We start from the raw sequence: 19,675 nt of genomic DNA, 5'->3' as shown, positions 1-19,675 counted from the left end.
TTGTAGCCTGATCATGTTTGATATCGCCCTGTACGAACCTGAAATTGCGCCCAATACGGGCAACATTATTCGCCTGTGCGCCAATTGCGGTGCGCATCTGCACCTGATTGAGCCGTTAGGCTTTGATCTGGAAGAGAAGAAATTACGGCGTGCCGGTCTGGACTACCACGATCTGGCCCATGTGCATCGTCACGCCAACTTTGAGGCCTTCCTGGCCGCCACTGCCGGTCGCCGCCTGTTTGCCTGCACCACCAAAACCACCCAGTACCACACTCAGGCCCGGTTTCAGGACGGCGACATACTGTTGTTCGGCCCGGAAACCCGCGGCCTGCCGGCAGCTGTCATAGAGAGCCTGCCCCAGGCGCAGCGGCTGCGCATCCCTATGCATCCGGACAGCCGCAGCCTGAATCTCTCCAACGCAGCCGCCATCATTGCCTATGAGGCCTGGCGCCAGTTTGATTTTGCCGGAGCCAGATAGCCCGGGCAGCAAGACAAAAAAAGGGGTCTGCCGACCCCTTTTTCACGATGAGATATTGAAGGCAATCGGCACTCAGATACCGTCACCGGCAATAAAAGTCTGGTAAATGCCATTAAACTGCTGGTCCATATCCATGGAAGGTTTGTCGCTGCTCGGACGGCCGACAATTTTCGCCGGTACTCCGGCCACTGTGGTATGAGGCGGCACAGGTGCCAGCACCACTGAGCCCGAACCGATCTTGGCCCCTTCACCCACTTCAATATTCCCCAGCACTTTGGCACCGGCGCCTATCATCACCCCTTCACGTATTTTAGGGTGACGGTCGCCGCACTCTTTGCCTGTCCCGCCCAGCGTCACATCCTGCAAGATAGACACATCGTTTTCGATAATTGCCGTCTCACCAATCACGATACCTGTAGCGTGGTCAAACATGATGCCCTGACCGATGCGGGCCGCCGGATGCACATCCACCTGACAAGTCACTGAAATTTGATTTTGCAGATAAATGGCCAGTGCTTCGCGCTTTTGCTTCCACAACCAGTTGGCAACACGATAGCCCTGCAAAGCGTGAAAGCCCTTCAGATACAGAAGCGGCACAGAAAATTTGTTGATAGCAGGGTCACGGTCAACGACGGCGCGAATATCGCACGCGGCCGATTCCGTCAGCATACTGTCCGCAACATACGCCTCTTCCACCACTTCCCGCACTGCCATTGCAGGCATGGAAGGGGTAGCCAGCTTGTTCGCCAGTATATAGCTGAGTGCGGCACCCAGATTATCGTGCTTAATGATGGTGGCATGGTAAAAACTGGCCAGCATGGGCTCCTGCTCAGTCAGCACCTTGGCCTCTTGCTTGATCGTCTCCCAGACGGCTTGCTGTTGACACTCCCTCACGTCGTCCCCTGTATATCCTTTATGTGTTTGCACCATAGCCTGCACCCTACTCACCTGATGAGTATCGACTGCTGATAATGGTTATAACTTTAAACTTCTCAGAAAAAAAAACAACGCGGGCTTTTTTGCCCGCGCTGTGTTGTTCCGGTAAGGCAACTTTTCCAGCCGCTCACTCGTCTTTCTTGGCCCGTGCCAGCAGATCTCTGGCGGCCTCGCGCGCATCTTTACCCTGATAAAGCACCTGATAAATCTGCTCGGTGATCGGCATATCCACACCAAAACGCTGGGCAAGAACCCAGACTTCTTTGGTATTACGATACCCCTCAACCACCTGGCCGATACTGTGCTGCGCTTCATCAACCTGTTTTCCCTGCCCCAGTGCCAAGCCAAAACGGCGGTTGCGCGACTGGTTATCGGTACAGGTCAGCACCAGATCGCCCAGCCCGGCCATACCCATAAAGGTTTCCGGCTGAGCACCCAGCGCCGCACCCAGACGGCACATCTCGGCCAGTCCGCGGGTGATCAGAGCGGTGCGGGCATTGGCACCATAACCAATCCCGTCTGACATTCCGGCACCGATAGCAATCACATTCTTCACCGCGCCACCCAGCTGCATACCGATAAAATCGTTATTGCTGTAGACCCGGAAGCTTTTATCGCAGTGAATTTTATCCTGCAGATCTTTAACAAACCCGGCATCCGGTGACGACACCGCTATCGCGGTGGGCAAACCGGCGGCCAGCTCTTTCGCGAACGTTGGCCCGGAGAGGACAGCCAGAGGCACCCCCTCGCCCAGGATCTCATGGGCGACATCCTGCAACAGACGTCCGGTTTCCGGCTCCAGCCCTTTGGTGGCCCAGCAGATCCGCGAATCATCACGCAGGAAAGGCTTCATCTGTTTCAGCACATCGGCAAAAGCATGGCTGGGCACCACCAGCAGTAAATCCCGGCTGGCTTTAACGGCGGCTTCCAGATCCACACTTAGGATCAGCGAGTCCGGAAAGGCCACGCCAGGCAGAAATGCCTCGTTGGCCCGATCTGTTTCCAGCTGCGCCATATGCGCAGCGTTATGGCCCCATAAAATGACATTAGCGCCATTACGGGCCAGCGAGATGGCCAGCGAGGTGCCGTAAGAACCGGCACCCAGCACTGTCATCGTTATTGCGTTATCAGTGATTGAGGTCATGCTGTGTCGCCAATCAGGCTTGAGTGCTTTCCTGGTTACCTTCCGCCTGACTTTGCAGGTAGTTCATGAACAGGGCATCAAAGTTAACCGGTGCCAGGTTCAGTTGCGGGAAAGTGCCTTTGACAACCAGGCTGGAGATAGTTTCACGTGCGTACGGGAACAAGATGTTCGGGCAGAATGCACCCAGGCAATGGGCCAGTTGTGGCGCTTCCATACCGGCTACAGAGAAAATACCGCCCTGCTGAACTTCACACAGGAACGCCGCTTCTGACGCATTGTTCACTGTGACTGTCAGACGCAGTACGACTTCGTACACACCTTCCGCCAGCTCACGACTCTGCGTATCCAGATCCAATTTCACTTCAGGGTTCCATTCTTTCTGGAACATTTCCGGCGAGCTTGGCGCCTCGAAAGACACATCTTTCAGGAAAATGCGTTGGATTTGGAAGTTCTGTTGCGCTTCGTTGGTCGCTGCTTCAGCCATGTTATTGTCCTTTTTTGATGATTTCGTTAAGAAATCTGTCATTTTTACCGGAATCTTCCGGCCTGAAATAAAGGGCAGCTGACACCGTCAGCCACCTGAGAGTTCAAGAACTTATTTCTTTCCCTGCACCAGAGGCAAATTGGCCTCATTCCAGGAAATCAATCCGTCCTTCAGCAGGCTAACTTTAGCGTAACCCGCTTTGTGCAGCAGGCTGGCACTTTCCTGCGCCGTCTGACCTGTTTTGCATACCACAATGATGGGGGCTGACTTATACTTTTCAAGCAGTCCAAAGTTCTCGGCTTTAATTTCGCTTGGTAAAATGTGAAGTGCGCCTGCAATGTGGCCACGCTGGAAATCATCTTTGCTGCGAATATCGACAAACACGCCGTCTTCACGGTTGACCAGCACTGTCGCCTGATTAGGGGTGACAACGGCATAACCCGCGGTTTTTTGCTTCACCATGGAAGATATCAGGGCCAGAACCAGGCCAACCCAGACCAGTGACAAAATGGGATTACTCGTAACAAACTCTATGAATTGCTGCATGATTTTCGCTCTATTAACCTTTACTGCCTGCCGGATTCCCGCACAGTGGCAAGATTCAACCAAAATTAAGGAAACTGAGTATACCTGTGGCCGGAATGATGTACAGCCACCCGCCACATTTACGCGTCACGGCTCACTGCTTTCTGCGCAATAACCACACATCGCAAGGCGCCGCCTATAACTACAATAGAAAAAAACGCATTCTCAGATCTTACGTTACACAGTAGAAATGAATATATTCTAGGTAGTAAAGATAACAAACCATTTACAGCAATGTTTGATCTGAACTACAAAGTAGCGGTGATTTTGTAGTAAAATTACCGACCTGACTACTTACCTGAGCGCCTTGATACGACATTACAGCCGGATGTTGAGGTAATTGGTCTACATTTTCAGATTGTTCACATTTATGGAGAGGACAGCTTATGTCTGCTAAGAAACCACTGGCTCTGGTGATTCTGGACGGTTGGGGATACCGCGAAGATACCGCAAATAACGCGATTGCCAACGCCAACACCCCGGTACTGGATAACCTGATGGCGCATGAAGCCAACACCCTGATCCAGGCCTCCGGGCTGGACGTGGGTCTGCCTGATGGCCAGATGGGTAACTCAGAAGTGGGCCATACCAATATCGGTGCCGGCCGCGTGGTGTATCAGGATCTGACCCGCATTGCCAAATCCATCTCCGACGGTGAATTCCAGCATAATCCTACACTGGTGAAAGCCATGGACAGCGCTATCTCAGCGGGGAAAGCCGTTCACATCATGGGCCTGATGTCACCGGGCGGTGTTCACAGCCACGAAGATCACATTGAAGCGGCCGTGAAAATGGCGGCAGAACGCGGTGCCGAGCATATTTACCTGCACTGTTTCCTGGACGGCCGTGACACGCCACCGCGCAGCGCACAAGCCTCTCTGGAACGTTTCGACGCGCTGTTTGCCCAGCTGGGCAAAGGCCGCACCGCCTCTCTGATTGGCCGTTACTACGCCATGGACAGGGATAACAACTGGGAGCGTGTCGAGTCTGCCTATGATCTGCTGACCGCAGCCAAAGGGGATTTCACCGCCGCCTCTGCCGTCGAAGGCCTGCAGGCTGCGTATGCCCGCGAAGAAAACGACGAATTCGTCAAAGCCACTGTGCTGCGTGCCGACGGCCAGCCTGATGCTGCCATGCAGGACGGTGATGCAGTTGTCTTCATGAACTTCCGTGCCGACCGGGCCCGTCAGATTTCCCGCGCCTTCCTGCCTGCTTTCAGCAGCTTTGAACGCAAACAGTTCCCGGCATTGCACTTCGTGACCCTGACCCAATATGCCGCCGATATCGATTTGCCATCCGCGTTCCCGCCGGAAAGCCTGACCAACACCTTGGGCGAATGGCTGTCGAAACAAGGCAAAACCCAGCTGCGCATTTCTGAAACCGAGAAATATGCCCACGTGACCTTCTTCTTCAACGGCGGTGTCGAAACCGAGTTTGACGGCGAGTCCCGCGCTCTGGTGGCATCTCCTAAGGTCGCCACTTATGATCTGCAGCCTGAAATGAGCGCCCCTGAGCTGACCGACAAGCTGGTCGCGGCCATCAAAGGCGGCGAATTCGATATGATCATCTGTAACTACCCGAACGGCGACATGGTCGGCCACACAGGTGTGTACGATGCGGCGGTGAAAGCCTGTGAAGCGATTGATGAAAGTATCGGCCGCGTGGTTGAAGCCATTAAAGAAGCGGGCGGACAGCTGCTGATCACCGCTGACCACGGTAACGCTGAAATGATGGTGAACCCGGAAACCGGGGGCATTCATACCGCCCACACTAACCTGCCTGTGCCGCTGATTTATGTCGGCGACAAGCAGATCAGCCTGAAAGACGGCGGTAAGCTGTCTGATCTGGCGCCAACCATGCTGTCATTGACCGGGCTCCAAATCCCGTCAGAGATGACTGGTCAGGTGCTGTACGATCTGAAATAATCCCTGCCATGCGGGAATTATTTTATTGTGTCATCGGTACACTCCGCGCCAGTGCCTTAGGCACTGGCGCTTTGTTATGCCTGGCGTTCAGTGCATCCGTGTCTGCTGACGGTCAGAATCAGCTTGATGGCATGAAGCAGGAAATCGCACGGCAGCAAAAACAGCTGAGCGATAAAAAACAGCAGCTCAACGATGTCCAGAAAACCCTGAAACAACAGGAGCTGGCCATCGCCAGAGCGGCCGGCAATATTCACGCCGCCGAGCAAAAGGTCGACGGCCTGACACTTTCTATCAGCCAACTGGAAAAAGAACAGCAGGCGCTGCTACAACGCCAGATTGGCCAGCGTGAGCTGCTGAAAGAACTGCTCACCAGCCAGTACAAAATGGGCAAATCCTCGCCGCTCGCCAACTTGCTGGGCGAAAGCGACCCTGCCCGGTTAGACCGAATGGCCATCTACGCCTCGCACCTCAGCCAGGCTCGCAGCCATGCGCTGGATGAACTGGCCGCCACGGATACCGAACTGCAGCTCAAAAAACATCAGTTAAGCGAACAGCGTAATGAGCAGCAAACCCTGCTTAGCCAGCTGAAAAAAGACAGGGCGACACTGCTGGGCAGCCAGCAGGCGCGTAAAAGCACGGTCAGGGAATTGCAGGGCCAGTTGAACGCAGATAAACGCTACTTAACTGAACTGAAAAGCAATGAATCACGCCTGATCACCGAAATTGCCAAAGCCCGCAAAGCGGCCGAGGACGCGGCGCGTCAGGCCAGAGTCAGTATGGATGGACTGGGCAAATACAAAGGTAAATTGCCCTGGCCGGTTTCGGGCAGAATTCGCCACGCATACGGTAGCCCGCTTCAGGGTGAGCTGCGCTGGAAAGGCATGGTGATCGGTCAAGCTGTGGGCAGCGAAGTAAAAGCCGTACATGGCGGGAAAGTCGTCTTTGCCGACTGGTTGCGCGGCTACGGCCTGATGGTTGCCGTGGATCACGGCCAAGGCGATATGACCTTCTACGGTTATAACCAGACCGTGCTGAAAAAAGTGGGCGATACCGTGCAGCGTAACGAAGCCATTGCCTTGGTTGGCGACAGCGGCGGGCAGGAATCACCGGGACTGTATTTTGAAATCCGCCGTAAAGGCACGCCAACCAATCCGCAGCCCTGGCTGACCCGTTAACCGCATTTTATGACACGCAGCACCCAGTAGCAGAACAAGGATGGTTCGAATGAAGGGGTTATTCAGTGTAGGGCTGGTCTGGCTGTGGCTCTGGGCATCGCCGGCACAAGCGGCCAGACTGGCGATTGTGATTGATGATCTGGGTTATCAGCATATGCCTTCCCCGTTATCAGCACTCCCGCCACAAATCAGTGTCTCCATCTTGCCGGAGACACCTTATGACCAGCTGACCGCCCACCAGGCCCGGCGGGAATTCAGAGACGTGCTGCTCCACATGCCGATGCAGCCAAGCAGGACGGCGCCACTTGAAATGACGACCCTGACCGAGGCCATGAGCAAGGAAGAACTTCAGAGTAAGCTCCGCTATGCGCTGACACGCGTGCCGGGTGCGGTTGCGGTCAATAATCATATGGGCAGTGCCCTGACCCAGAATCCGACCGCGATGGGCTGGGTGATGGAAGTGCTGAAACAAGAGCATCTGGCCTTTCTCGACAGCCGCACCACGGCCAGATCCGTCGCGCAATCGCAAGCTCAGGCGGCTCACATTCCCGCCCTGCGCCGCCATGTTTTCCTGGATCATGTCCCGACCGAAACCTTCATCCGCCGCCAGCTGAAACAGGCCGTCTTACAGGCGAAAAAACAAGGCACTGTGATCGCGATAGGCCACCCGCACCCAATCACACTATCGACACTCACTGCCATGCTGCCCGAAATTCAGCAACAGGTCACCCTGGTTCGCTTGTCTGAGCTGTTTCCCGCCGGCAGCTGACAAAAAAACGGTGTGCCGAGGCACACCGTTCCGTTTGTTTGCATCTGAGGGGAAATCAGTCCCAGCTCAGAATGACTTTACCGGACTGGCCGGAGCGCATGACATCAAAGCCCTGCTGGAAGTCATCCACATTATAGTGGTGGGTAATGATTGGGCTCAGATCCAGGCCAGACTGAATCAGGCTCGCCATCTTGTACCAGGTTTCGAACATTTCACGGCCATAGATACCTTTGATCACCAGACCTTTGAAAATCACCTGAGTCCAGTCGATACCCATGCTCGATGGCGGAATGCCCAGCATAGCCACCTTACCGCCGTGGTTCATGCTCGACAGCATGCTGTTAAACGCAGCAGGCACACCCGACATTTCCAGACCGACATCGAAGCCCTCTGTCATGCCCAGCTCTGCCATCACGCCTTCCAGCTTTTGCTCTGCCACGTTGACCGCACGGGTCACACCCATCTTGCGGGCCAGATCCAGCCGGTATTCGTTCACATCAGTAATCACGACATGACGGGCACCTACGTGCTTGGCAACCGCCGCCGCCATGATACCAATAGGGCCGGCACCTGTGATCAGCACATCTTCGCCTACCAGGTCGAAAGACAGCGCAGTGTGCACAGCATTGCCGAACGGGTCAAAAATCGACGCCAGATCGTCAGAAATGTTGTCCGGGATCTTGAATGCGTTGAACGCCGGAATCACCAGATACTCAGCAAAGGCCCCTTCACGGTTGACACCCACGCCGATAGTGTTACGGCACAGATGGGTGCGGCCGCCACGGCAGTTACGGCAGTGGCCGCAAGTGATATGGCCTTCGCCGGAAACACGGTCACCGATGTCAAAACCACGGACTTCCTGGCCAATCGCGACCACTTCACCCACGTATTCGTGACCCACCACCATAGGCACTGGAATCGTATTTTGTGACCACTCGTCCCAGTTATAGATATGGACGTCAGTGCCACAGATAGCGGTTTTCTTAATCTTGATCAGCAGATCGTTATGGCCCAGTTCAGGCTTGTCGACCTCTGTCATCCAGATGCCTTCTTCTGGCTTCAGTTTTGCTAATGCTTTAATTTTCATGATGCTTTCCACAAGTAGCCCAGAAGCGGTATCACACCGCTCCTGCAGCAAATTCAGTGATTATCAGATGATGCCCATCTCTTTACCAATGCGAATAAACGCATCGATAGTATTGTTCAGCTGCTCTGCGCTGTGCGCGGCAGACATCTGAGTACGGATACGCGCCTGGCCTTTCGGCACCACAGGGTAAGAAAAGCCCACCACGTAAATGCCTTCTTTCAGTGCACGCTCAGCAAACTCGGCGGCTACTTTAGCATCACCCAGCATGATTGGGATAATGGCATGATCGGCACCTGCCAGCGTGAAGCCGGCATCAGACATACGGGTGCGGAACTGCTCAGCATTTTTCCACAGCGTTGCACGCAGATCGCTGCTTTCTGCCAGCAGATCCAGCACGCGGATAGAGGCTGACACAATCGCCGGGGCCAGCGAGTTAGAAAACAGGTACGGACGAGAACGCTGGCGCAGCCAGTCGATCACTTCTTTCTTACCTGCGGTATAACCGCCTGACGCTCCGCCCAGGGCTTTACCCAGCGTACCTGTGATGATATCGATACGATCAATCACATCATGATATTCATGAGTACCACGGCCATTGTCACCCATAAAGCCTACGGCGTGGGAATCATCGACCATTACCAGCGCATCATACTTGTCCGCCAGATCACAGATAGCCGGCAGGTTTGCTACCACGCCATCCATAGAGAAGACACCGTCGGTTACAATCAGCTTGTGGCGCACACCGGCTTCATTGGCAGCGATCAGCTGTTGCTCCAGCTCGGCCATGTCATTGTTGGCGTAGCGGAAGCGTTTTGCTTTACACAGACGTACACCGTCGATGATAGAAGCGTGGTTCAGCGCATCAGAAATAATGGCATCTTCAGGGCCGAGAATGGTCTCGAACAGACCTGCATTTGCATCAAAACACGAAGAGTAAAGGATAGTGTCTTCCATGCCTAAGAAGGCCGACAGCTTACTCTCCAGCTCTTTATGTGCGTCCTGCGTACCGCAGATAAAACGCACTGAAGCCATACCAAAACCGTGCTCATCCATGCCTTGTTTGGCAGCCTCAATCAACGCCGGGTGGTTAGCCAGACCCAGGTAGTTGTTGGCACAGAAATTCAACACCTGATCACCGCTGGCAATCGCAATATTGGCTTCCTGAGCAGAAGTGATTACACGCTCACTTTTGTATAATCCTTCTGCTTTCACTTCCTGAATCTGATCGGCGATCTGTTGATAAAAGGCAGCTGACATCTTGCTCTCCAAACATGTAAAGGCGTATTTGCCACTTTTAGCGAACAACCTACTATTAAATTAGCAATCATTCGCCACAATGTTACAAAGTTTGCCGGATTCTAAGAGCTAAACTCTACTCAGTCGACAACTATGAAACATCCCGCTCCACTTGATCACAATAATGTGATTCAAGTTGAAGAACGACATCCCGCCCCTCCATACTGGTCAGAGGTCTTATTACTGAAAGCATCTGCAGCACCCCCTGATAGATGACAGCTTTGGTAATTTTAGCCTCAGGTGCCTGCGCGGTCTGGTAACTGATCCAGCTGGTTGCCACCAGCTTGAGCGTGGTTGCCAGGCTAAGCAAATCATCATCGTTCAGGGTGACCAACCCTAAGGAACGAAAATGGCGCATCACCACCATGATATCCTGATGGAGGTTTTCCTGCGCTTCCAGATACTTATGCTGTAGCACAGGATCCCGGCTGAGAATGTCGGGCAGATTGGCGTAGAAGAAACGGTAACGCCACATCAGCATAAATACCGCATCGAGGTATTGCAGCAGGCTGTCAGCAGACAACACCGCCTCTTCCCGCGGCTGGAAGCGAACCCGCAAATCCTGAGCGTATTCATCAAAAATACTGTGTATAATCTCTTCTTTATTACGAAAATGGTAATACAGGTTGCCTGGGCTGATGCCCATATATGCCGCAATATGGTTGGTGGTGACGTTGGGTTCCCCTCCGTCATTAAACAACTCCAATGCAGCATGAATGATTTTATCGCGGGTTTTCATAAGCCTCTCACTTGCGTCGCCCTGGGCAGTCTCGGTTTGTTATCTTATGTGGGTCAAAATCAAGATCAACAAACCCTGATGATGTTATCATAACTACTGACTAAATTTTGACGCGGTGGTGCAGTTCTTCTGCTACGCTTCTGGCCTCTTACTACCGGGTCCATCTGACAAAACTGGAAGTGCCATGATTATAGTGACTGGTGGCGCCGGCATGATCGGCAGCAACATTGTAAAAGCGCTCAATGAACAAGGGTATAGCGACATTCTGGTCGTCGACAACCTCAAAGACGGTACCAAGTTCGCTAATCTGGTCGATTTGGATATCGCCGATTATATGGACAAAGAAGATTTCATCACCCAAATCATGGCGGGTGATGACTTTGGCCCGATTGAAGCCGTCTTCCACGAAGGCGCCTGCTCTGCTACCACAGAGTGGGACGGCAAATACATGATGCTCAATAATTACGAGTATTCCAAAGAGCTGCTGCACTTCTGCCTGGAGCGCGAGATCCCGTTCCTGTATGCCTCTTCCGCCGCGACCTACGGCGGCCGTGACCGTGATTTCATTGAAGAAAAAGCCTACGAAGGTGCGCTGAACGTTTACGGTTACTCCAAGCAGCTGTTTGACAACTATGTCCGCCGCCTGTGGCAAGACGCCGAAGCGCACGGTGAAACGCTGTCACAAATCACCGGTTTCCGTTACTTCAACGTCTACGGCCCGCGTGAGCAACACAAAGGCAGCATGGCATCAGTGGCTTTCCACCTGAATGAACAAATTGCAAAAGGCGAAATGCCGAAGTTATTCGAAGGGTCAGACACCTTTAAACGCGACTTCATTTATGTTGGCGATGTTTGCAAAGTGAATTTGTGGTTCTGGCAAAATGGCGTCTCTGGCATTTTCAACTGCGGCACTGGCCGGGCAGAAAGTTTTCAGGCCGTAGCAGATGCAGTCATCAAGCATCACGGTAAAGGTCAGGTAGAATCTGTTCCGTTTCCTGAGCACCTGAAAGGCCGCTATCAGGCCTATACTCAGGCAGATCTGACCAAAGTCCGTGCCGCGGGTTATAACGAAGCGTTTAAAACCGTTGCCGAAGGCGTCGCTGAGTATATGGCGATTCTGAACAACTAATACTAACAAACCTTTCAGCGACACCCTGATTCGCTCTGGGTGTCGCTGACTTGTATAAAAAGATTGATTTGATGACTATACCAACTTTCGTTGTCAGCTTAGCGCGGTCTTCTCATCGCCGTGAGCACATGCAAACGTTAATGGCTCAGGCTGAGGTTCCTTTCCAGTTTTTTGATGCCGTTGATGGCATTGACTCTGAACATTTCCTGCACAGTGAAAAGGCTACACCAGCGCTAACCTTCAAACGAAAAGGCTATCAATTGGTCACGGCTGAAGTTGCCTGTTTTGCCAGTCACTATGCCCTGTGGGAAAAGTGCCTTGAACTGGATACGCCAATATTGATCCTCGAAGACAATGTCAACGTGCTGGCTGACGACGTTCACTCCGTGCTGGCTGACATTCAGCCATACATTGAACAATACCATTACATTAAACTGTCAGCGCATCAGCCAAATACATTTAAAGCCCTGTTTGCTGTCTCAGATACCCACTCAATCGGTGTTTACCGAAAAGGCACCTGCGGTACCAGCGCTTACATCATTACACCGGTTGCCGCAAAAAGTTTCCTGGACAATGCCCAGCTGTTTATCGAGCCGGTCGACGACTATATGGAGAAGCCCTGGCGACACGGTATTCATGCCTACCATGTCTATCCGTCAGTGTTTGAACGCTCGCAAACTGCGACTACAATTGGCTCCACCCGCAAACAGAAACAATCTGTGGGATTCTCCCACAAACTGTACATCGAAGGTTTCAGAACATATGAAACTATTATGAGAAAACTGAAAAGCATAAAATAAAAAATAATCAGCCTTATCAATATGACCCACTATTTCAGAGCAATCAGTGATGCAATTTAACGCGCAAATAAAACGACTCATTAACTCTCGGGGCTTTTGTCTGGCGATGCTGTGCTGCATTGTGGGCTATGTGCTGTTCAAGCGCTCTTACCGCGAAATAGGCGATATCTTTCAGTCAGTCTTTTTGCTGGCGTCCGTGGCAGCCTTATTTGTCGACAGAAAACAGTTCGCCAAAGATAAAATGTTGTGGGCACTATTCTTTGCTATCGCTATTCAGATACTCAGCTGGGCCAATTCGCTGATAGACATACCTGAACTCGCCTATTCCAGCCCGCATATTGGTGTGTTAGCTGACCTGTTTGTCTTTATTTTTGTTGCCTATTGGCTGAAAGGATCACTCAACAATGTTTACCTGATCTGGTGGGCTATGTGCCTGGGTATTTTGCTGGCGTTTTACAGCCATTCCGACATTGTTCAGCAGGTGCAATTGGGGCTCCAGGGTGTTCGCATCGATTTCAATATCATCAATGCCCAGTATCCGGCCATGTACAGCGGAGTTGGCTTTCTGCTCTCCTCCTTCTTTCTGGTGAAGTACCTGTGCCTCAGTGTCCGGACCAGAAAGGCTCAATATATTGCTCTTTTCTTCTCTGCGCTGCTGCTGTTTATTGCCTTTGTTTTCGTAGTGATTACTACCCAGTCCCGTCAGGTTTGGGTCGGTTTGCTGGCAGCCTATGTTATAGGCACGGTTCTTTATGCCATATTACATAAAGAAAAGCTGAATAAGATCATTCTGGTAGGTTCATTGTCTCTGTTGGGATTTGCCTTCTACTCCTATGCCAGCATGCCTTTAGTCCATGACAGAGTGCAAAGAGAGATGGGCACCGCCACCAGCATAGTCACTAATGGTGACATGTCTAAAATACCGTTCAACAGTGCGGGTACGCGCCTGCATTTATGGTACGAATCCATCAAATGGATCAAAGAAAGACCACTGCTGGGCAGCGGCTACAACACCCGTGAGACGGTCATTAAACAGGCAACGCATTTTCCACCCAATATCCATAAGTATTTCACGCACCTGCACAGTTCGCACATCGAACTGCTGGTCTCCTACGGTATCGTGGGCCTGGCGTTAATGTATTTTGTCTTCGGATGGGTCATTCGAAGTACTCAAGTTGCCCCAGAGAAACGCGGTATCAACGAGGTTCTGCTGATTTCTGTACTGTTTACTGTTTACTGGCTGACAGTAAACCTGTTCGAGTCATTCTTCTTTTCCAATAATGGTCAGTGGATCCATAACGTGATGTTAGGCAGTTGTTATACCTTCTACCTCACGTATAAACTGAACCGTTTACCGCCTTCAGAACAAGCGAGCTCATGATTAAAAGAATCCACGCCATCTGGCTTGGCAATAAAATGCCACCATTAGCCTTCGTCTGTATTGATGACTGGAAAAAACAAGGTTTTGACTACACCCTGTGGACGGAAAACAATCCGCTGCTTCAGCAATGGATCAGCGAATGCCGGTTTGCAAAAGAGTGTTACGATAAGGGCCTGCTGGCCTTTGTCACTGATTATCTGCGATTGAAAATTCTCCAGCATGAGGGCGGACTGTATCTGGATGTGGATGTCACCATCCAGCAGGATCCTTTCCCGTTATTTGACAATTGCCTGTTTTCAGTAGGTTATGAGACGGAGGCACTGCTGGGCACCGCAGCTATCTATGCAGAGCCGCATTCGACGATTCTGAATCAACTCATTCAATTCTATGAGAATGACATTTATCAGTCCCCGCTGTATATGGGCCCTGACATCATGACTCACTTCCTGATCGAGAAAGCCCTCAGCAACACTGAAAGCAGCCAGCTTTACCCGGTAGCCTATTTTTATAACTATCAGGGTGAACCCATGCATTTTGAAAAACCCGCCAATGCTTATCTGACACACTGGTTTCAGCACAGCTGGAAAAAGTCGAAAGGACTGGTGTTTCTGAAATCCAAGCACATGGGACTACTGGGGAAATTCTACGTCTGGCAGAAGTATTTTTTCCGTACATAATCATGCCGCTCCTGTTTCCAACCGGTTGATTAGAGTTTACAGCTAAAAGAGAGAGCATCTTTTGACTACAGTCCGAACCCGCGTATCACAGGATGAACTGGCACCAGGCTATCGTCCGTCTTTCCAGTGGTCTTTTTTGCACCCCCGTCATTGGGGAACTTGGATCAGTATTCTGCTGTTAAGCCTGCTGGCACTGTTGCCCTGGAGAATCCGCGATCCAATCGCGGGCTTTCTGGGTTTGCACATAGGTCGGAAAGTCAAAAAAGCACGGCACCGTGCCAGAGTTAACCTGACACTGTGCTTTCCGGAACTGACCGATCAAGAACGGGAAGAGAAAATCGACGCCATGTTCACAGTCGCCGCCAAAGTGGTTTTGGCCATGGGCGAATTGTTGTTCAGAAGTCGCCGCCATCTCCAGCAGCGCACTGAAGTTTTCGGTCAGAAAAATATTGATAAAGAAGTTGAAGCAGGCAATCCTGTCATTATTTTAGTCCCTCACTGTTGGGCCATTGACTTTCCGGCTATCTACTGGGCATCACTGGGTCTGCCTGTCGCTGCTTTGATGCAGCCTCAACATCGCCAACCCGTTTTCGACTGGTTAATCAGTTGTCAGCGTCTGCAGTATGGGGGAATTTGTTATGCACGAGAAGGCGGATTAAAGCCTTATTTTCGTGCAATCAAGTCAGGTTTTCTCGGCTATTACCTACCTGATGAGGACTTCGGGCCAGAGCAGAGCCAGTTTACTGATTTCTTTGCGACTCAAAAGGCGACATTTTCTGGTCTGGGTAAGATTGCCAAACTGACAGGCGCCTCCGTAGTACCTATGATCCCTGTATACAACACGACAAACGGTAAATTTGAGATTCATATCTCCCCGGCACTGAAACCACTTCCGGGGCCTGATGCGCAGCATGATGCCAATTTACTGGCAAACGCACTGGAAAAAATGGTCGCCCCCTACCCTGAGCAGTACATGTGGAATCTGCAATTGCTGAAAACACGCCCTGATGGCAGCAAACCCTACTGAAGTTAATGAGCAGCGTCATATGAAAATTCTTATTATCGGTCCATCCTGGGTTGGCGACATGGTGATGTCGCAATGTCTGTATACCAGTCTGAAACAGCGGTATCCGCAGGCTGAGATTGATGTGCTGGCACCGGCCTGGTGCCGGCCTATCCTGGAGCGCATGCCCGAGGTACACCGCGCGCTTGAGATGCCAATCGGCCACGGTGAATTTAACCTCAAAGGTCGCTACCGGATTGGACGCTCTTTGCGTGAGCATGGCTATGATCAGGCGTATATCCTGCCTAATTCGGCGAAATCTGCGCTGATCCCGTTTTTTGCCCGCATTCCGGTCCGTACCGGCTGGAAAGGAGAAAGCCGCTACGGTCTGCTCACTGATCTGCGTGGCAACAAGCGTGATTTCGGCCTGATGATCGAGCGCTACTGCGCACTGGCTTATCCCAAAGCGGACATGACAGGCAGTGCGGCGCTGCCACTACTTCCCAAGCCGGCACTGACGGTTGACAGTCACAATCAGGCCAGCGCAATGAAGCGCCTGGCGCTCAATAGCGATCGCCCTGTGATTGGCCTTTGCCCGGGGGCGGAATTTGGTCCGGCCAAACGCTGGCCTGACGCCTATTTTGCTCAGGTCGCGCAGAGAATGATTGAGCAGGGTAAACAGGTCTGGCTGTTCGGCTCGGCAAAAGATCAGCCTGTCACCGCCGCCATCAAGCAAGCCCTTCCTGCTGAATTACAAGCTTTCTGCCACGATTTAGCCGGACAAACCAGCCTGATTGAAGCGGTTGATCTGCTCGCTGCCTGCCATACGGTTGTCAGTAACGATTCGGGGCTGATGCATGTCTCCGCGGCGGTTGGCTGTAGAGTAGTCGCTATTTACGGCTCGACCTCACCAGACTATACCCCGCCACTGGCAGAACAGGTCGCCATCGTATATACAGATATTGAGTGCCGTCCGTGCTTTAAACGTGAATGTCCCTACGGGCACCTTAAGTGCCTGAAAGACTTACCGGCAGATCGTGTCATTCAAGCCATTGACGACCTAACGACTCCCAAAACAGATTAATGATGACCTTGATACAACGACATAAAAATAACAAAGTCGCTTTTTACAGTCGTAACATACTGCGCTCTCTGACGCCCAAGCTAATCTACCATCGCAGGTTACAGTACCTGCTGAATACGCTGGACAGCTACGACAGGCAGTACATTGTCTCCAGGGTCAATTACTACCTCAAGCACAATGACGCATTCTCATTGCCCGACGATAAAGCCGTATCCATCAAGCGCTATCGCAAAAAAGGTCAGAGTGCCTATTATTACGATCTGAAAGAATACCTGCATTACTTTGATCGGCACTTCAAAGTGACCTACCGCTTTGGCGATGACACCCACCTGGAACCTTACCCGTTCCTGGTCAAAGCCAGACCTATTGCCGGTGACAATGCCAACGCCGTTTTATTTAAGCTCAATAAAGTCCGCCACTTTAATTTCATTGAAGATTCGCTGAGTTTTCGTGAAAAAACTGACAAGGCCGTCTGGCGCGGTGCCGCCTACCAGCCCCATCGTGCCAGCTTCGTCAGGCAATACTACAATCATCCCCTTTGTGATATCGGCCAGACCAACCCAGGCGACACACCGCAGCCGTGGGATAAAGGCTTCATGTCGATTGCTGAGCAGCTCGGTTATAAATTTATTCTCTGTATCGAAGGCAACGATGTCGCCACTAACCTGAAGTGGGCCATGTCATCGAACTCTCTGTGTATGATGCCCAAACCTAAATACGAGACATGGTTTATGGAAGGAACACTCAAGGCTGGGGTCCATTATGTCGAGCTGAAGGATGACTTTTCTGATTTAGAAGAAAAGATTCACTACTACAATCAGCACCCTGAAGCGGCCGAGGCTATCATTGCCAATGCTCATGAGCACGTCCACCAGTTCTGTCATCCGCGGCAGGAGAAACTGATAGGTCTGCTGGTACTGAAGAAATATTTCGAACTGTCCGGCCAATGGCAACGGGAAGCGAATAAGTGATGCTACGCTTTCTCTACACCTGCCTGCTCGCTGTAGCGGCTCCGATACTGCTGGTGTCACTCTATAAAAAGCGGCCGGGTGTCCCGCCTATTGGTCAGCGCTGGAAAGAGCATTTCGGGGTCAGTCCTCAGGTGCAGGGCCAGCGTCCACTTTGGATACATGCAGTGTCCGTCGGGGAAACCCTGGCTGTCACGCCGCTGATCAAAGCCCTGAAAGCCCAATATCCCGATTTACCGATACTGCTGACGACCACAACAGCCACGGGAGCAGAACAGGCCGCACGCCTCGGATCACTGGTTGAGCACCGCTATATGCCGCTCGATTTTCCCTGGGCACTGCGCCGCTTCATCCGAATACAGCAACCGCGGGCACTGTGCATCATGGAAACTGAGCTCTGGCCCAACACGCTGGCGGAAACAAAGCATGCCGGCCTGCCCGTCACTGTGTTCAACGCCCGCTTATCTGAGCGCTCCTGCCAGCGCTATGCCAGAGTACAACCTCTGTTTAACCTGCTTGCCTGTAACCTGGATCAGGTATTATGCCAGCATCAGGATGATGCCGAGCGCTTCATCCGCTTAGGCGTTTCGCCGGAAGCGGTACAGATTACCGGCTCTATCAAGTTTGACCTTGCTTTACCTGAAGGGCTGGAACAGGCCAGCGAAATACTGAGAGATGAGCTGGGCAGCCAGCGTCCGGTGTGGATTGCCGCCAGCACCCACCAGGGCGAAGATGAGCAGGTACTTGAGGCGCACAGACAGATTTTACGCCGCCATCCTGACGCGCTGCTGATTCTGGTGCCAAGGCACCCCGAGCGATTCGACCCTGTCTACGCGCTGATTGATCAACAGGGTTTTACCGCCGCCCGCCGCACTCAGAGCAATGAGCCGCTGGCCGGTAAACAAGTCTATCTGGCCGACACTATGGGCGAAATGATGCTGCTGCTCGGCGCCTGCGATCTCGCGTTTGTCGGCGGCAGCCTGCTGGGCAACAAAGTCGGCGGTCACAACTTGCTTGAGCCTGCCGCACTGGCAAAACCTGTTCTGAGTGGCCCGAGCTATTACAACTTTACCGACATTACCACTCAGCTGTTAAACGCGGGTGGCGCAGAAATCGTCGGCAACAGCGAGGAATTAGCGCGCGCCGTGTCACGCCTGATGGCGGATAAAGCAGAACAAGCCAAGACAGGCCAGGCCGCCCTTGACGTGGTAAAAACCAATCAAGGCGCCATAGCGCGCACCTTGCATGCACTCTCTGCCAGCTTCAATTAATCGGCAGGCGATCGGCGGTAACCTGACAACAGTTGCTGCCAGTCGCTTTCCTGCCAGTGAATACCGGCTTTATCGACTTCTTTGACAAAAGAGCGGCGCAGCCGGGACAAGTTGTCCTCCTGCCAGCCATCATCGTCACGATGAATACTGCATTTATCAAAATCGATCAGCCAGATCTGCTCTTGATTATCCAGCAAAATATTGTGCGCATTCAGGTCAGTGTGATTAACCCAGCAATCGTGCATACGGCGAACCATGTCGCCCACCGCCTGCCATTGCCCGGCTGACAAGGCGCCCTGCTGCAAACGAGCCACCAGGTCAGTCGCCTGCGGTACTTTTTCTGTCAGCAGATCAGCCCGATAGTAAGGCCCGGATTTACACACCCTTGCCGCGACAGGTCTCGGCACTCTGACGCCCTGCTCCACCAGATGCTGCAACAGGGTAAATTCAGCCATGCTGCGGCAAGTTGACCAGGTGTTAAACCAATACTGATCTTTCACCAGCTTACCGAACAGCCCGCCACGGAAGTAATGCCGCAATGCCATATCGATCTGTTCGCCGCGCACAAACCAGGTGGTTCCCCGCCCTTTGGCACTGCCCAGCACAGCCTGCTGACGCTGCCAGAAATCCGGCTCAAAGCACTGCCAGGGATCTTCTGCCAGCAAAGCAGGGTCAAACATGACCTGGCAGTTATCTTGCTCCCGTATTTCCATTGCGCGGTATCCCAAACTACTGAAAAGATCT

General features: G+C 52.3%; 20 protein-coding genes. 12 read left to right on the top strand and 8 right to left on the bottom strand.

The genetic code is table 11. The annotated features are described in order from the left end of the window. The first annotated feature begins 13 nt into the window (after window positions 1-13). Window positions 14-478: a tRNA (uridine(34)/cytosine(34)/5-carboxymethylaminomethyluridine(34)-2'-O)-methyltransferase TrmL gene (gene trmL / locus Q4491_RS05230; RefSeq protein ID WP_218384462.1), complete on the top strand. Its 465-nt coding sequence runs from the start codon at window positions 14-16 to the stop codon at window positions 476-478. Between the two features lie 72 nt (window positions 479-550). Here the strand turns inward: trmL and cysE are convergent, their stop codons facing one another. The 4 genes from cysE to Q4491_RS05210 all read right to left on the bottom strand — a co-directional run bounded on the left by cysE (window position 551) and on the right by Q4491_RS05210 (window position 3,588). Continuing rightward, window positions 551-1,372 (bottom strand): serine O-acetyltransferase, encoded by an 822-nt coding sequence (gene cysE, locus Q4491_RS05225; protein WP_192016098.1) that lies wholly within the window; start codon window positions 1,370-1,372, stop codon window positions 551-553. A gap of 169 nt (window positions 1,373-1,541) precedes the next feature. Next, entirely contained in the window at window positions 1,542-2,558 is a 1,017-nt protein-coding gene (gene gpsA, locus Q4491_RS05220) for an NAD(P)H-dependent glycerol-3-phosphate dehydrogenase (protein ID WP_311567646.1), read from the bottom strand. A gap of 13 nt (window positions 2,559-2,571) precedes the next feature. After that, window positions 2,572-3,042 (bottom strand): protein-export chaperone SecB, encoded by a 471-nt coding sequence (secB, locus tag Q4491_RS05215; protein ID WP_027250588.1) that lies wholly within the window; start codon window positions 3,040-3,042, stop codon window positions 2,572-2,574. Window positions 3,043-3,153: 111 nt separating this feature from the next. Next, a complete protein-coding gene (locus Q4491_RS05210) occupies window positions 3,154-3,588 on the bottom strand; it encodes a rhodanese-like domain-containing protein (RefSeq protein ID WP_192015979.1) in 435 nt (144 codons plus the stop codon). 425 nt (window positions 3,589-4,013) lie between these two features. Here Q4491_RS05210 and gpmM point away from each other — a divergent pair, with 425 nt between their 5' ends. The 3 genes from gpmM to Q4491_RS05195 are packed head-to-tail and all read left to right on the top strand — an operon-like array spanning window position 4,014 to window position 7,496. Next, window positions 4,014-5,552, top strand: a complete 1,539-nt coding sequence (gene gpmM / locus Q4491_RS05205; protein ID WP_303455468.1) for a 2,3-bisphosphoglycerate-independent phosphoglycerate mutase — start codon at window positions 4,014-4,016, stop codon at window positions 5,550-5,552. A gap of 8 nt (window positions 5,553-5,560) precedes the next feature. Then, on the top strand, window positions 5,561-6,727 hold the full coding sequence (locus Q4491_RS05200; RefSeq protein WP_303455465.1) for a peptidoglycan DD-metalloendopeptidase family protein: 1,167 nt from the start codon (window positions 5,561-5,563) through the stop codon (window positions 6,725-6,727). A 49-nt stretch (window positions 6,728-6,776) separates the two neighbouring features. Then, entirely contained in the window at window positions 6,777-7,496 is a 720-nt protein-coding gene (locus Q4491_RS05195; RefSeq protein ID WP_192015982.1) for a divergent polysaccharide deacetylase family protein, read from the top strand. 55 nt (window positions 7,497-7,551) lie between these two features. Here the strand turns inward: Q4491_RS05195 and tdh are convergent, their stop codons facing one another. The 3 genes from tdh to Q4491_RS05180 all read right to left on the bottom strand — a co-directional run bounded on the left by tdh (window position 7,552) and on the right by Q4491_RS05180 (window position 10,618). Continuing rightward, on the bottom strand, window positions 7,552-8,583 hold the full coding sequence (gene tdh, locus Q4491_RS05190; protein WP_237794913.1) for an L-threonine 3-dehydrogenase: 1,032 nt from the start codon (window positions 8,581-8,583) through the stop codon (window positions 7,552-7,554). A 63-nt stretch (window positions 8,584-8,646) separates the two neighbouring features. Further along, window positions 8,647-9,840 carry a glycine C-acetyltransferase gene (locus Q4491_RS05185; protein ID WP_218384465.1) on the bottom strand — a complete coding sequence of 398 codons (1,194 nt, stop codon included), beginning with the start codon at window positions 9,838-9,840 and terminating at the stop codon, window positions 8,647-8,649. 130 nt (window positions 9,841-9,970) lie between these two features. Continuing rightward, on the bottom strand, window positions 9,971-10,618 hold the full coding sequence (locus tag Q4491_RS05180; RefSeq protein ID WP_192015984.1) for a TetR/AcrR family transcriptional regulator: 648 nt from the start codon (window positions 10,616-10,618) through the stop codon (window positions 9,971-9,973). 184 nt (window positions 10,619-10,802) lie between these two features. Here Q4491_RS05180 and rfaD point away from each other — a divergent pair, with 184 nt between their 5' ends. From rfaD to waaA, 8 genes are all read left to right on the top strand, one after another. Then, on the top strand, window positions 10,803-11,747 hold the full coding sequence (gene rfaD / locus Q4491_RS05175; RefSeq protein WP_192015985.1) for an ADP-glyceromanno-heptose 6-epimerase: 945 nt from the start codon (window positions 10,803-10,805) through the stop codon (window positions 11,745-11,747). Window positions 11,748-11,818: 71 nt separating this feature from the next. Next, on the top strand, window positions 11,819-12,547 hold the full coding sequence (locus Q4491_RS05170; RefSeq protein WP_225445186.1) for a glycosyltransferase family 25 protein: 729 nt from the start codon (window positions 11,819-11,821) through the stop codon (window positions 12,545-12,547). Between the two features lie 49 nt (window positions 12,548-12,596). Beyond that, window positions 12,597-13,928, top strand: coding sequence for an O-antigen ligase (locus Q4491_RS05165; RefSeq protein ID WP_303455614.1), 1,332 nt, complete (start codon window positions 12,597-12,599; stop codon window positions 13,926-13,928). Continuing rightward, complete coding sequence (locus Q4491_RS05160) at window positions 13,925-14,605, top strand: glycosyltransferase family 32 protein (RefSeq protein WP_237794916.1); 681 nt, start codon at window positions 13,925-13,927, stop codon at window positions 14,603-14,605. Before Q4491_RS05165 ends, Q4491_RS05160 begins: the two co-directional genes overlap by 4 nt. Before the next feature lie 61 nt (window positions 14,606-14,666). Then, window positions 14,667-15,632 (top strand): lauroyl-Kdo(2)-lipid IV(A) myristoyltransferase, encoded by a 966-nt coding sequence (gene lpxM / locus Q4491_RS05155; RefSeq protein ID WP_237794917.1) that lies wholly within the window; start codon window positions 14,667-14,669, stop codon window positions 15,630-15,632. A 19-nt stretch (window positions 15,633-15,651) separates the two neighbouring features. Further along, window positions 15,652-16,692: a lipopolysaccharide heptosyltransferase II gene (waaF, locus tag Q4491_RS05150; RefSeq protein WP_303455404.1), complete on the top strand. Its 1,041-nt coding sequence runs from the start codon at window positions 15,652-15,654 to the stop codon at window positions 16,690-16,692. After that, window positions 16,692-17,663, top strand: a complete 972-nt coding sequence (locus Q4491_RS05145; RefSeq protein ID WP_225445188.1) for a glycosyltransferase family 90 protein — start codon at window positions 16,692-16,694, stop codon at window positions 17,661-17,663. The genes waaF and Q4491_RS05145 overlap by 1 nt, the downstream gene beginning before the upstream one ends. Continuing rightward, window positions 17,660-18,931: a lipid IV(A) 3-deoxy-D-manno-octulosonic acid transferase gene (gene waaA, locus Q4491_RS05140; protein WP_303455399.1), complete on the top strand. Its 1,272-nt coding sequence runs from the start codon at window positions 17,660-17,662 to the stop codon at window positions 18,929-18,931. Before Q4491_RS05145 ends, waaA begins: the two co-directional genes overlap by 4 nt. On the opposite strand, the gene Q4491_RS05135 is transcribed toward waaA, so the two are convergent. Next, complete coding sequence (locus tag Q4491_RS05135; protein WP_303455396.1) at window positions 18,928-19,644, bottom strand: 3-deoxy-D-manno-octulosonic acid kinase; 717 nt, start codon at window positions 19,642-19,644, stop codon at window positions 18,928-18,930. The genes waaA and Q4491_RS05135 overlap by 4 nt on opposite strands. Window positions 19,645-19,675 lie beyond the last annotated feature (31 nt).

The sequence above is a fragment of the Photobacterium sp. 2_MG-2023 genome (assembly GCF_030547675.1).
GTDB classification, from domain to species: Bacteria; Pseudomonadota; Gammaproteobacteria; order Enterobacterales; family Vibrionaceae; genus Photobacterium; species Photobacterium arenosum.
Note: the sequence above shows the minus strand (reverse complement) of the source record. Positions and strands in the feature narration are given on the sequence as shown.